This window comes from Caenibacillus caldisaponilyticus, from assembly GCF_002003465.1.
Classification (GTDB): Bacteria; Bacillota; Bacilli; order Bacillales; family Sporolactobacillaceae; genus Caenibacillus; species Caenibacillus caldisaponilyticus.
Window position 1 is genome coordinate 49,465 of the sequence record NZ_BDDQ01000006.1, and the last position, 12,619, is coordinate 62,083.

The 12,619-nt window shown below is 53.1% G+C and carries 11 protein-coding genes; 7 read left to right on the forward strand and 4 right to left on the reverse strand.

All coding sequences use genetic code 11. The annotated features are described in order from the left end of the window. The first annotated feature begins 279 nt into the window (after positions 1-279). Positions 280-1,284: a cytochrome d ubiquinol oxidase subunit II gene (locus tag CCB157_RS02920; RefSeq protein ID WP_158077179.1), complete on the forward strand. Its 1,005-nt coding sequence runs from the start codon at positions 280-282 to the stop codon at positions 1,282-1,284. Positions 1,285-1,473: 189 nt separating this feature from the next. Here the strand turns inward: CCB157_RS02920 and rnjA are convergent, their stop codons facing one another. The 3 genes from rnjA to def all read right to left on the reverse strand — a co-directional run bounded on the left by rnjA (position 1,474) and on the right by def (position 4,347). After that, positions 1,474-3,144, reverse strand: coding sequence for a ribonuclease J1 (gene rnjA / locus CCB157_RS02925; RefSeq protein ID WP_077614431.1), 1,671 nt, complete (start codon positions 3,142-3,144; stop codon positions 1,474-1,476). A 2-nt stretch (positions 3,145-3,146) separates the two neighbouring features. After that, a complete protein-coding gene (locus tag CCB157_RS02930) occupies positions 3,147-3,356 on the reverse strand; it encodes a DNA-dependent RNA polymerase subunit epsilon (protein ID WP_077614432.1) in 210 nt (69 codons plus the stop codon). A gap of 439 nt (positions 3,357-3,795) precedes the next feature. Next, positions 3,796-4,347, reverse strand: coding sequence for a peptide deformylase (gene def / locus CCB157_RS02935; protein ID WP_077614433.1), 552 nt, complete (start codon positions 4,345-4,347; stop codon positions 3,796-3,798). A 266-nt stretch (positions 4,348-4,613) separates the two neighbouring features. On the opposite strand from def, the gene CCB157_RS02940 reads away from it, so the two are divergent. The 6 genes from CCB157_RS02940 (at position 4,614) to CCB157_RS02965 (ending at position 10,885) form a co-directional block, all read left to right on the forward strand. Beyond that, on the forward strand, positions 4,614-5,264 hold the full coding sequence (locus tag CCB157_RS02940; RefSeq protein ID WP_158077180.1) for a YkyA family protein: 651 nt from the start codon (positions 4,614-4,616) through the stop codon (positions 5,262-5,264). 333 nt (positions 5,265-5,597) lie between these two features. Then, a complete protein-coding gene (pdhA, locus tag CCB157_RS02945) occupies positions 5,598-6,680 on the forward strand; it encodes a pyruvate dehydrogenase (acetyl-transferring) E1 component subunit alpha (protein WP_077614435.1) in 1,083 nt (360 codons plus the stop codon). Positions 6,681-6,683: 3 nt separating this feature from the next. Further along, positions 6,684-7,661: an alpha-ketoacid dehydrogenase subunit beta gene (locus tag CCB157_RS02950; RefSeq protein WP_077614436.1), complete on the forward strand. Its 978-nt coding sequence runs from the start codon at positions 6,684-6,686 to the stop codon at positions 7,659-7,661. Between the two features lie 101 nt (positions 7,662-7,762). Further along, positions 7,763-9,049 carry a dihydrolipoamide acetyltransferase family protein gene (locus CCB157_RS02955; protein WP_077614437.1) on the forward strand — a complete coding sequence of 429 codons (1,287 nt, stop codon included), beginning with the start codon at positions 7,763-7,765 and terminating at the stop codon, positions 9,047-9,049. A gap of 3 nt (positions 9,050-9,052) precedes the next feature. Further along, positions 9,053-10,462 carry a dihydrolipoyl dehydrogenase gene (gene lpdA, locus CCB157_RS02960; protein ID WP_077614438.1) on the forward strand — a complete coding sequence of 470 codons (1,410 nt, stop codon included), beginning with the start codon at positions 9,053-9,055 and terminating at the stop codon, positions 10,460-10,462. A gap of 291 nt (positions 10,463-10,753) precedes the next feature. After that, the gene (locus CCB157_RS02965; RefSeq protein WP_143286904.1) at positions 10,754-10,885 is read left to right on the forward strand and encodes a GapA-binding peptide SR1P; all 132 of its coding nucleotides are present in this window, start codon (positions 10,754-10,756) and stop codon (positions 10,883-10,885) included. A 138-nt stretch (positions 10,886-11,023) separates the two neighbouring features. On the opposite strand, the gene CCB157_RS02970 is transcribed toward CCB157_RS02965, so the two are convergent. Further along, the gene (locus CCB157_RS02970; RefSeq protein ID WP_077614440.1) at positions 11,024-12,496 is read right to left on the reverse strand and encodes an aminotransferase class I/II-fold pyridoxal phosphate-dependent enzyme; all 1,473 of its coding nucleotides are present in this window, start codon (positions 12,494-12,496) and stop codon (positions 11,024-11,026) included. Positions 12,497-12,619 lie beyond the last annotated feature (123 nt).

A 12,619-nucleotide genomic window follows, 5' to 3' on the forward strand; every position in this document is an offset into this window, starting at 1 on the left:
GGCGTCATCCGCCTGTTTTGATCGGCATGCCCCCTGATTAGGCCGATCGGACGAGGTCTTTCTTTTCATCAGAAAAAAATTTAGATAAACTTAAAGAAGCCGAGAAGCGCCTCGGGTTCGCTGACCCGCGGTGAGGATATACTATTCTCAACCGCCTTCGGAGGGGCCTGCGTTATTGTTCGCGTATTTTTTTTCGCGAATGGGCCCGCAGAAAACGTGGGGCCGGCCCCAATAAACCGAGATGAGGTCCCGGATCGGTTCGAAAAAGGAGGGATGTTCATGACGGCGGAATGGGACGTCACCTTGCTGTGGATCGTTTTGTACAGTTATATGATTCTTGCGTCCGTGGATTTGGGCGCGGGATGCTATGCCGCGTATCTGCTCGCCACCCATCGCGATGCGCCGGCGCTCCGGCGATTGACCCGCTATTTGTCGCCTGCCTGGGAAACCGGCCATTTCATGTTTCTCGTCATCATTACGCTTTATATTCTTTCGATTTTTCCGGAGATCCGACAAGCGCGGGAAGCATTCATCGTACCCGGTCTGATCGTTGTCGCCCTGTATATCGTACATATTGCGCTCCTCGCGGCGGTAAAGATGCGTCCGACAACGAAAGTGGCCGCTTTCGCTTGCGCGGCTTCGGGCCTGTTGCTCGCCGTGATTCTTGCGACGGCTTTAACGGTGAGTGAAGGTGGATTCCTGCGAACGGAAGGCGGTCAAACGGCCTTGCGGGCGTCGGTTTTGTTTTCCAGCTTTTATTTTTGGGCGGTGGCTTTGCTTGCGGTCATTTCCGTTCTATACATAAGCGCCATGATATTGGCGCGGACTATGGCTGCCGCCGGCGGTGGTCCGGCGCTGGCCTTCATTCGGAGCGCCGCGCTGTTTTGGAGCGTCCCGACGCTTTTGGCCAGCGCGCTCGTATTCGTCGCCCTCCAACGCCATAATCCCGCCCATTTTAACCATACCTTGGATGTGGCGTGGCTGTTTTTATTGTCGCTCGTTTCGTTTTTAGTCGCCGTATCCATGGTTTTTCAGGACAAATCTTACGGATGGGCCGCGTTTTTCGCCCTGCTGCAATATTTTTTCGCCTTTCTCGGCTACGGAATATCGCATTTGCCCTATTTGATTTATCCGAACGTCCATTTGGAAGCCCGCTTTTCCGGTGCGAGCGGGATGAATGCGGCTTGTGCTGTGGTCGTTTTTTCCCTGTTTATCCCGCTGGTGCTTTTGGCGTGGCGGCAGACGCTGTTCATGAGGAAAGTCCGGAGCGGCGACGAGGGATGAACGGCGGCGCGACGGGAGCCCCAATGTTCAAATACATGGCGCTTCCGGCCGGCGCGGCAAGACCGTTGTGAAGAAATGATGAGCAGTTGTTTTCGGACGGACGGCCCGTTGTCGGGCGATCCATCCATTCATAAAAAAATATCCAAAAACGGCGGCACCCGTATCGCAGACGGGTGCCGCCGTTTGTATTTATTCGATTTCCATGATGATCGGCAGGATCATCGGCTTGCGCCGAGTTTTTTCATAAAGGAACGGCGCGAGGGTGTCGATGATTTCGTTTTTGATCTCGGACCATTGCGTCGTTTTCCGCTCCATGATCTTCTGGAGGTGCGTGGCGAGCAAGACTTGGGCATCGTTGATCAAATCGCTCGATTCGCGCATGTAGACGAAACCGCGCGAGATGATGTCGGGTCCTGCCAAGACTTTGTGCTCTTTCATGTTGATGCTGACGACGACGATCACGAGGCCTTCTTCCGACAGGATGCGCCGGTCGCGCAAGACGATGTTGCCGATGTCGCCGATGCCGTTGCCGTCGACGTACACGGAGCCGGAAGGGATTTTCCCGGCGATGCGCGCGCTGTTTTCGTCAAGGGCGAGGACGTCGCCGTTGTCCATGATAAAGGTGTTTTCCAAAGGCACACCGCAATCGCGCGCGAGTTCCACGTGTTTCTTCAACATGCGAAATTCGCCGTGGATCGGCATGAAAAATTTCGGCTTCATCAAGCGCAGCATCAGTTTTTGTTCCTGCTGGCCGCCGTGGCCGGACGTGTGGATGTTGTCGACGGAGCCGTGGATCACTTCGGCGCCGGCGCGATACAGTTGGTTGATCGTCCGGTTGATGCTGACCGTATTGCCCGGAATCGGCGACGAAGAGAAAATGACGGTGTCGCCCGGCATGATTTGGATTTGCCGGTGGGTGCCGTTTGCGATACGGGATAAGGCGGCCATGGGTTCGCCTTGGCTTCCCGTGCAAAGAATGACGACTTGGTTGTCCGGCAACCGGTTGATTTTTTGCGGTTCGACGAACGTGTCTTTCGGTGCCTTAATGTACCCAAGTTCCTGGCCGATCGTCGTCGACGCTTCCATGCTGCGCCCGAAGACTGCGATTTTCCGTCCCGTTTTGACCGCCGCCTCGACGACCTGCTGCAGACGGTGGATGTTGGAAGCGAACGTCGCGAAAATGATCCGGCCTTTCACCTTTCTGAAAATGTCGGCAATGTTCGCGCCGACTTGGCGCTCGGACATCGTGAACGTCGGCACTTCGCTGTTCGTGCTGTCCGATAGCAAACAAAGCACGCCTTCCCGGCCGATTTCCGCCATTTTCGTTAAATTGGCCGGCTCGCCGACGGGGGTGAAGTCAAATTTAAAGTCCCCGGTTTGTACGATGTTGCCGGGCGGCGTTTTGACGACGATGCCGAACGATTCCGGAATGCTGTGCGTCGTGCGGAAGAAGGTGACGGACGTCTTTTTGAATTTGATGACGTCATCTTCGTTGATCACGTTCAATTTGGCGCGCCTCAGCAGGCCGTGTTCTTCGAGTTTATTGCGGATCAGGGCGATGGCGAGCTTTCCGCCGTAGATCGGGACGTTGATCTGCCGTAGAAGATAAGGCACGCCGCCGATGTGATCTTCGTGGCCGTGCGTGATGAACAGCCCCTTGACCTTGTCCGCGTTTTTTACCAAATACGTGTAATCCGGAATGACATAGTCGATGCCGAGCAGATCGTCCTCCGGAAATTTGATGCCGGCATCGATGAGGATGATTTCATCCTGGTATTGGACGACATAAGTGTTTTTTCCGATTTCTCCTAATCCACCAAGAGCGAAAACGGCGGTTTGATTATTTTTTAAAAATTTCATGTTCACAATTTCTCCACTTCAAAGTTTTTGGATTTTTTTTCATACTCCAGATGGGCCCCTTCCAGGGGCTGAATAAATTCGACGTTCCATTCCCGTTCATACAATTTTCTCCGCACTTCCAGCTCATCATCGGCTTCGACGTAAACCGTGCGGGTGTTTTCCCGCAAAGGCACTTCCTCTTTTGTTTCTTGATACAGAACCTTGAAAATCATGCTGACCTCTCTCCTTAAATCTCTATATATGTAAAGGCACCCAGGCCGTCATTTCATATCAAAAGTCTTTCTATGTAAACCGCCGCGCCGGCGAGTCTATCAACATTATAAATGAATGGTTCGCGTTTTTCATGCATGTGCAAGGGAGCGGGACAGCGGCATGATCCCGAACCCTTGTCGCATGCCAACGGCGGCCCAGCGCGTCAAATGTCAGCCAGGCGATTTTTTGCCAGAAGCTCTTTCATGCGCCGCAGCCATTTTCTTTTAACGCTTTTAAGCATGTCGATAAACCCCCTATAGGCTGATTGATATTGGCCGCACGTTTAGCTTGCGCATGTTTGAGGCAAACCATGTAAACCCTATTGGTTTCGCGAATAAAAAGCCGTGCGCCTGCACGACTTTTTAAAAGGAAAGTGGACGGAACGCGCTGCCCGAACGATCAAAGCGCGGCGGCTGCGCCTTCCGGAATCTTAAAGGGATCCTCCTTATTGATGCGGTCATAAAACAGAATGCCGTTCAGATGATCGATCTCATGTTGGACGGCAATCGCCGCAAGTCCCTTTAATTTCAGCGTGACCTCGTTGTTGTCGAGATCATAGCCTTTGACTTTGATGCGCGCATAGCGCGGCACGTAGCCCGGGACGTCGCGGTCGACCGAAAGGCAACCTTCGCCCGTTTCCAAATAAGTCATTTCGACGGAATGGCTGATGATTTTCGGGTTAAACAGCGCGTATTGATGCAGGCGGTCTTGTTCGTCCGTCAAATAGATCGCGATCATTCGTTTGCTGATCCCGATTTGCGGGGCGGCAAGCCCGATTCCTGCTCTGAGGTTATATTTTTTCGCGATTTCCTCATCCTGGCTGTTGATGAGGAATTCCATCATCGCTTCCAGCGTTTTTTTGTCTTCTTCCGATGGCGGCAGGTCCACTTCTTTTGCGACTTGGCGCAATATCGGATGGCCCTCCCTGACGATGTCGTCCATCGTGATCATACGACCCACTCCTTTTGCCGTTAATGATATTTTATCACAGGTCGTTCCGAACAGGAAACGCGTTCAATTCCGGGATGTTGTGCTCCGGTCCGATATCTTGATTTAATATTTTATAACAGAAGCGGTCAGATGTGAAATGCCGGAACGTTGCGGCTGTCTTTTTTGAAAAGCCAAAACCGCCGCGCAGCGGCACCGCCGGAATCATGACAGGCAAGGCGCCGTTTGTTACAATTTTTGTGCGCAGGGAAATGATGGGGGTATGGGCTTTGGATAAACGACATTGGCCGGCATTATTGGTATTTATTTTATTTATTGTTTTGACCGCGGGGTGCCAGTCCCGTTCGAATGCGGAGAACGCCATATATTTTATGGAAAAATCGGCGGCCGCCGAAACCGGTTTTAATAAAGTGCAACCGTCGCTGGTGGCCGCGGAAAAACGGGAACATCAACTGTTTGAAACCATCATGCAAACCGAGCCGTCGCAAAAAGGCGATATCCGCTCCCGCTGTGAAAAAGCGCTGGAAGCGGTCGGCGATCGCGAACGCATCATTGAAAAGGAAAAAAAGAGCATCGACCGTTCCTACGCGTTGTTTAAAAAAGCGATCCCATATTTAAAAGAAGTTAAAGACGGCCAGGGTAAGGCGCGCGCCGAATCGATGATCCGTCACATGGAAAACCGTTATCGGGCCTTTCAAGCCTTGTACGCCTACTATAAAGAATCCGTCCAAACGGACCGAAAGCTGTTTCAATTGTTAAAAGCCGATCATTTGACGTTCGACGACTTGGAGCGCCAAGTGGTGAAAGCGGATGACCTCTATAAAAAAATCAAAATGGAAAAGGATCTTTTCAATCAACATACGAAAGCTTTCAACGATGAAAAGCGCCGCTTTCACCAAACGTTGGGGCAGGGCGGTTGATGACGGGACAAGCCGATCGAACGGCGGCTATGAAAGCGTTTATAACAGAATTATAACAGATTGAACAAATGATGTATAACAGTTTTGGGATAAGAGATTCAGAGCCTTAATATTGACTTGTTTTCAACAGATCATATAAACTAATTATGACCTGCAGTTGTATTATTTTGACGGTTGTATTGATTAAAACAGTAGGAAAAGGCGGCTTCCGCGACGGCGGTGTTAATTTTTATGCAAAAAGGGAAAACCAATGATAGTAAAAAAGCGTCGCTTGTGTCGCCCGAAAGCACGATCAATACAGCACGCTTTTTCTGAAAGGAAGAGGTGAAAAGGTTGCAAACGCAAATCTTGGAGACCATCGAGCAACAATTCAAGACGTTGCAAATCTTAAATGAAGACGGTGAGATCGTCAACGAAGAAAAAGTGCCCGATCTCACGGACGATCAATTGAAAGAGCTCATGCGCCGCATGGTGTACACACGGATTTGGGACCAAAGGGCGATTTCGCTCAACCGCCAAGGGCGTCTCGGCTTTTACGCCCCGACGGCCGGTCAAGAGGCGTCGATGCTCGCAAGCCATTTCGCCATGGAAAAAGAAGACTGGCTGCTGCCGTCGTATCGCGACATCCCTCAATTGGTGTTCCACGGGGTGCCCCTTGTCAAAGCGTTCCTTTATTCCCGTGGCCATTTTGAAGGCGGCCGCTATGAAGGCGTTAACGCGCTCATGCCGCAAATCATCATTGCGGCGCAATGCACGCAAACGGCCGGCATTGCGCTCGGTTTGAAAAAACGGGGCAAAAAGAATGTCGCTTTCACTTATTTCGGTGATGGCGCAACGTCTCAAGGCGACTTTTATGAAGGCTTGAACTTTGCCGGTACATACAATGTACCCGCGGTCTTCATTTCGCAAAACAACCGGTTTGCCATTTCCGTTCCCGTCGAAAAACAAACGGCGGCCAAAACGTTGGCGCAAAAAGCCGTTGCGGCCGGCATCCACGGCATCCAAGTCGACGGAATGGATCCGCTGGCCGTCTACGTCGCTGCCAAAGAAGCGCGCGAACGTGCGATTAACGGCGAAGGACCGACGTTGATCGAAACGTTGACCTACCGTTACGGTCCGCACACCATGGCCGGCGACGATCCGACCCGTTATCGGACGAAAGAACTGACCGACGAATGGGAAAAGAAAGATCCGCTTATCCGCTTCCGCAAATATCTGGAACGCAAAAACCTGTGGACGCAAGAAGACGAAGAAAAAACGGTCGAACAGGCGAAAGACGACATCAAAAAAGCGCTGAAGGAAGCCGACCAAACGCCGAAACAAAAAGTTACCGACCTCATTCAAATCATGTTTGAAGAGCTTCCTTATAACTTGCGCGAGCAACTGGAAGAATACCGTAAGAAGGAGTCGAAGTAACCCATGGCGCAGATGACAATGATCCAAGCGATTACGGATGCGTTGCGCACCGAGATGAAACGCGACGAAAACGTGCTCGTCTTCGGTGAGGACGTCGGGAAAAACGGCGGCGTCTTCCGCGCGACGGAAGGGTTGCAGGACGAATTCGGCGAAGATCGTGTGTTCGACACGCCGCTTGCCGAATCGGGGATCGGCGGTCTTGCTCTCGGCCTTGCGATGCAAGGATTTCGCCCGGTCATGGAGATCCAATTTTTCGGCTTTGTGTTTGAAGCGATGGACAGCATCGCGTCGCAAATGGCGCGGCTCCGCTATCGCTCCGGCGGGAAATACAACGCTCCGGTGACGATCCGTTCGCCGTTTGGCGGCGGGGTTAAAACGCCGGAACTGCACGCCGATAGCTTGGAAGGGTTGTTTCTGCAAACGCCCGGCGTGAAAGTCGTCATTCCGTCGACGCCCTATGATGCGAAAGGGTTGCTCATCTCCGCGATTCGGGACAACGATCCGGTCATTTTCCTTGAACATATGAAATTATATCGTTCGTTCCGAGGCGAGGTGCCGGAAGGCGAATACACGGTCGAAATCGGCAAGGCGAACGTCGTGCGCGAAGGCAAAGACATCTCGATCATTTCTTACGGCGCCATGGTGCATACCTCTCTGAAAGCGGCGGAAAAATTGGCCGAAGAAGGGATTCAAGCCGAAGTCATCGACTTGCGCACCATCAGCCCGCTCGATGTCGACACGATTGTCGAATCCGTGAAGAAAACGAATCGCGCCGTCGTCGTGCAGGAAGCGCAAAAACAAGCCGGCATCGCCGCCCATGTCGTCGCGGAAATCAACGATCGCGCCATCCTTCACCTCGAAGCGCCGGTCGGCCGCGTCACCGCTCCGGATACGGTTTATCCGTTCGCCGAAGCGGAAAACATCTGGCTTCCCGATGAAAACGACGTGATTGCAAAAGTAAAAGAAATTATGAACTTCTAAGATTTTAAGATCGCTTCCCGCTTCATCCCGGCGCTTTCTTTTCGCTTGGGCGCCGCGAAGCGGGAATCCATCGAGGTTGACTAGATCAAGGAGGTTGAACCATGGCCTATCAATTTAAGCTCCCGGACATCGGTGAAGGCATTCACGAAGGCGAAATCGTCAAGTGGTTTGTCAAGCCGGGCGATGAAGTCAAGGAAGACGATGTCCTCGCCGAGGTCCAAAACGATAAAGCCGTCGTCGAAATCCCGAGTCCGGTGGACGGAACGATTAAGGAAATTCTCGTGGAGGAAGGTTCCGTTGCGGTCGTCGGCGACGTGATCGTCACGATAGAGGCCGAAGGCTACGAAGATGAGGAAGCGCCGGCAAAAGCCGATGAAACTTCGGAACCGGCCAAAGAAGAAAAAGCGGCGGAAAAACAAGAAGCCCCGGCTGCACAAAACGCGAAGGACAATGCGGCGGGCGACAGCGCGAGCCGCGTCATCGCCATGCCTTCCGTCCGCAAATACGCGCGCGAAAAAGGCGTGGACATCCGTCAAATTCAAGGATCGGGCAAAAACGGTCGCGTGCTGAAAGAAGACATCGATCGTTATCTGTCCGGCGGCACCCAAACGAAAGAAGAAAACGCGGCAGCGGCCACGGCTACGGTTGCCGAAGCGCCAAAGGCGGCGGCTCAGGCTCCGGTTTACGGCACAGAAACGCGCGAAAAACTGCGCGGCATCCGCAAAGTCATTGCGAATGCGATGGTGAACTCCAAACATACGGCGCCGCACGTCACCTTGTTGGATGAAGTCGACGTCACCAAAACCGTCGCTCACCGCAAACAATTTAAAGAAGAAGCGGCTGCGCAAGGCATCAAGCTGACGTATCTCCCGTACGTCGTCAAGGCGCTCGTTTCCACGCTCCGCGAATATCCGGCATTGAACGCGTCCATCGACGACGAAAATGAAGAAATCGTATATAAACACTATTACAACATCGGCATCGCCACCGACACGGAAAACGGTCTGATGGTGCCGGTCATCAAAGACGCGGACCGCAAATCCATTTACCAAATCGCCAAAGAAATCGCCGAATACGCGGAAAAAGCTCGTGCGGGCAAACTCGCTCCCGAAGACATGAAGGGCGGCACGTGCACGATCACGAACATCGGGTCGGCCGGAGGTCAATGGTTCACACCGGTCATTAACCATCCGGAAGTCGCGATTCTCGGCATCGGCCGCATTCAAGAGAAAGCAATCGTTCGGGACGGAGAAGTCGTCGCCGCACCGGTTCTTGCTTTGTCTCTGAGCTTCGACCATCGTCTCATCGACGGCGTGACCGCGCAAAACGCGTTAAATAAAATCAAGCGTTTGCTCAATGACCCGCAACGCTTAATAATGGAGGCGTAAAACATGGTTGTAGGAGAATTCACCACCGAAGTCGATACGATTGTCATCGGTGCCGGTCCGGGCGGTTACGTGGCTGCGATCCGCGCGGCTCAACTCGGCCAAAAAGTCGTCATCGTCGAAAAAGAAAATCTCGGTGGGGTCTGCCTGAACGTCGGATGTATTCCGTCCAAAGCGCTGATCACCGCGAGCCACCGCTATGAACACGCCAAAAATTCCGAGGCCTTAGGGATTAAAGCGGAAAATGTCACGGTTGATTTCAGCAAGGTCCAAGAATGGAAACAATCCGTCGTCAACAAACTGACCGGCGGGGTCGAAAGCCTGCTCAAAGCCAACAAAGTCGAAATCGTCAAAGGTGAAGCGCTCTTCGTTTCACCGAACGAAGTCCGGGTGAACCACGGCTACGAGTCCAACCGTTACAAATTCAACAACTGCATCATCGCCACCGGTTCGCGTCCGATCGAACTGCCGACTTTTAAATGGTCCGACCGCGTCCTCTCCTCGACGGGCGCGCTCGCGCTGAAAGAAATTCCGAAAAAACTCGTCGTCATCGGCGGCGGTTACATCGGCATCGAGCTCGGTAACGCCTATGCGGGCTTCGGCACCGAAGTCGTCATCCTCGAAGGCTCGCCGTCCATCTTGCCGGGATTTGAAAAACGGATGAGCCAGCTCGTCAGCCGTCGCCTCAAACAAAAAGGCGTGCAAATCTATACCGAAGCGATGGCCAAAGGCGTCGAAGAAACGGAAAACGGCGTGACGGTCAAAGCGGAAATCAAAGGCAAAGAGGAATCCTTTGATGCCGATTACGTCCTCGTCACCGTCGGACGGCGGCCAAACACGGATGAGCTCGGCCTCGATCTCGCCGGCGTTGAGGTGACCGAACGCGGCTTGATCAAAGTCGACAACCAATGCCGGACGAATGTCGAACACATCTACGCGATCGGCGACGTCGTCGCGGGTCCGGCTCTCGCCCATAAAGCTTCCTATGAAGGCAAAGTCGCGGCCGAAGCGATCAGCGGGAAACCGTCGGTCGTCGATTATCAATGCATCCCGGCCGTCGTCTTCTCCGATCCGGAATTGGCGACCGTCGGCTTGACGGAAGAGGAAGCCAAAGCGCAAGGCTATGACGTCAACGTCGCGCAATTCCCGTTTGCCGCCAACGGACGCGCGCTGTCGCTCAACGATACGGACGGCTTCATGAAGCTCGTCACGAGAAAAGAAGACGGTCTCATCCTTGGCGCGCAAATCGCCGGCTCCGGCGCCAGCGACATGATCGCGGAAATGGGCTTGGCGATCGAAGCGGGGATGACCGCGGAGGACGTGGCCTTGACGATTCACGCCCATCCGACCCTCGGCGAAATCGCCATGGAAACCGCGGAAGTGGCCCTCGGCCATCCGATCCACATCGCAAAATAATCTTCTTCACATGCAAAAACACCGATGGACGATGCCTCCATCGGTGTTTTGTTTATGCGCCAAACCTCCCATACATTTTGTGGCTGCCACCCATTCAACAGAGGTTTTCCATCAATAAAACGCCTCTACATGCGAAGGCTTCCTTAAGGATGTTTCAATAAACCTATAATACAGCCAATAGGGTGATATAAAAAATAATATGTGATATACAAAATGAACTTGACATAATAAATAGTATGTCATAATATAAAATTGCCAAACGATAAAGCGCTTGTAAAAGGAGCGAGGGCCTTGGGCATCATCGTCTGTCAACATTGCGACCGGATCATCGCCCATGTCGACGACATCAAAGTCCGCACCTTGTTCGCCACTTGCCAAACGTGCCAGCAGAACGAAAACGAAAAAAGAAAGCATAAAGAATAAAATGAAAAGCAGCGGCTTCAATGGGAAGACCGCTGCTTTCGTCCAGGGATGCGCGCATCTTTCCCGTTCATGCGGAAAAGATGCGCCTTTTGTTTGAGCGGGGCGCAAAAGGCGTTGCCTGCCGCGTCCGCGCTTTTTTTATTTTATCGGCGTTGTTTCCTTGACGACTTTTAACTTGGCAAGGGTGGGATCTTCCGGGCCTTGAACGGGCAAACCGGCTTTGATGTTTTCTTCGATGAAATCCAAGTTTTCGCCATTGATGATTTCCCCCGGCGTAAAAATGGGAATGCCGGGCGGGTAGACCATGACAAACTCCGCGATGATCCGTCCGACGGATTCTCGAAACGGAACGGATTCCGTCTCAGCGTAAAACGCGTCGCGCGGGGACAGGGCAAGGCGCGGCATGGCGGCGACGTGAACCGGCATTTCCCGGCAGGCCGTACCGCGGCCGCGGTGAGCGGCGGCCATCTCTTTCAACGCGGCAATCAACGCGGAAATCGAAGTCTGATCATCTCCGGGCGTGACGATGCAGAGAATGTTGTACAGATCCGAAAGTTCGACTTCGATGCGATGGTGGTCGCGCAGCCACACTTCCGCTTCATAGCCGGTCATGCCGAGATCTTTGACCGATATCAGCAATTTGGTCGGATCCAGTGCGTACGTCGCCGACGTCTGTAAAATTTCTTTGCCCGGGCAATAAAGACCGTCAATTTCATTGATCGCCGTACGCGCCGCTTCCGCGAGCCGGATCGCTTCGGACAGCCGTTCGCGCCCTTCCGTCGCGAGGAAGCGGCGTGCCGCGTCCAACGACGCGAGCAGGAGATAAGACGTCGACGTCGTCGTAATCATGCTGAGGATCGCCTGAACGTGCTTGGCCGAAACGAGGCCTTCCCTGACGTTCAGGACGGAACTTTGCGTCATCGATCCCCCGAGTTTATGCACGCTCGTCGCCGCCATATCGGCGCCGGCCTGCATGGCCGACATCGGCAGCCGTTCATGGAAATGAATGTGCACGCCGTGCGCTTCATCGACGAGCACCGGAATGTTTTTCGCATGGGCAAGCTCGACGATTCGTTTTAAATCGGCGCACACGCCGTAATAGGTCGGGTTGATGACGAGCAAGGCTTTGGCGTCGGGATGTTGTTCCAAGGCCTTGGCGACCGCGTCCGTTGTCACCCCGTGGGAAATGCCGAGCGTGCGATCGATTTCGGGATAAATGAAGACGGGAATCGCCCCGGAAAAAATGATCGCGCTCAAAACCGATTTATGGACGTTTCGGGGAACGAGGATTTTCTCCCCCGGCCGCGTCGCCGCGAGCACCATCGCCATGATGGCGCCGCTCGTCCCTTGGACGGAAAAGAAGGTGGCGTCGGCTCCGAACGCTTCGGCCGCCAATTTTTGCGCGTCTTGAATCATGCCGTGCGGATGATGCAAATCATCGAGCGGCGCGATGTTGATGAGATCGATGGCCAAGGCGTTTTCGCCCATGAATTCGCGAAAAGCCCGGTCCATGCCGCGACCTTTTTTATGCCCGGGAATATGAAAAGGAAGAGGATTGTTTTTGATATAATGGAGTAAACCGCTGAACAACGGTGTATCTTGTTGATTCACTCGGGACACCTCGTTTTCTGAACAAACTAGCCTTATATTAATCCATGAGGGTTGCATCGCGCAATTGAAATCGTTGAACCTAAAATATTTAACAAAATCAAAAAACGAAGTCTTACAGGAAAC

Excerpts from the sequence above, each read along its gene's own strand:
- CCB157_RS02920 (WP_158077179.1), top strand. The coding sequence starts at position 280 with ATGACGGCGGAATGGGACGTCACCTTGCTGTGGATCGTTTTGTACAGT.
- rnjA (WP_077614431.1), bottom strand. The coding sequence starts at position 3,144 with ATGAAATTTTTAAAAAATAATCAAACCGCCGTTTTCGCTCTTGGTGGA.
- CCB157_RS02930 (WP_077614432.1), bottom strand. The coding sequence starts at position 3,356 with ATGATTTTCAAGGTTCTGTATCAAGAAACAAAAGAGGAAGTGCCTTTG.
- def (WP_077614433.1), bottom strand. The coding sequence starts at position 4,347 with ATGATCACGATGGACGACATCGTCAGGGAGGGCCATCCGATATTGCGC.
- CCB157_RS02950 (WP_077614436.1), top strand. The coding sequence starts at position 6,684 with ATGGCGCAGATGACAATGATCCAAGCGATTACGGATGCGTTGCGCACC.
- CCB157_RS02955 (WP_077614437.1), top strand. The coding sequence starts at position 7,763 with ATGGCCTATCAATTTAAGCTCCCGGACATCGGTGAAGGCATTCACGAA.
- lpdA (WP_077614438.1), top strand. The coding sequence starts at position 9,053 with ATGGTTGTAGGAGAATTCACCACCGAAGTCGATACGATTGTCATCGGT.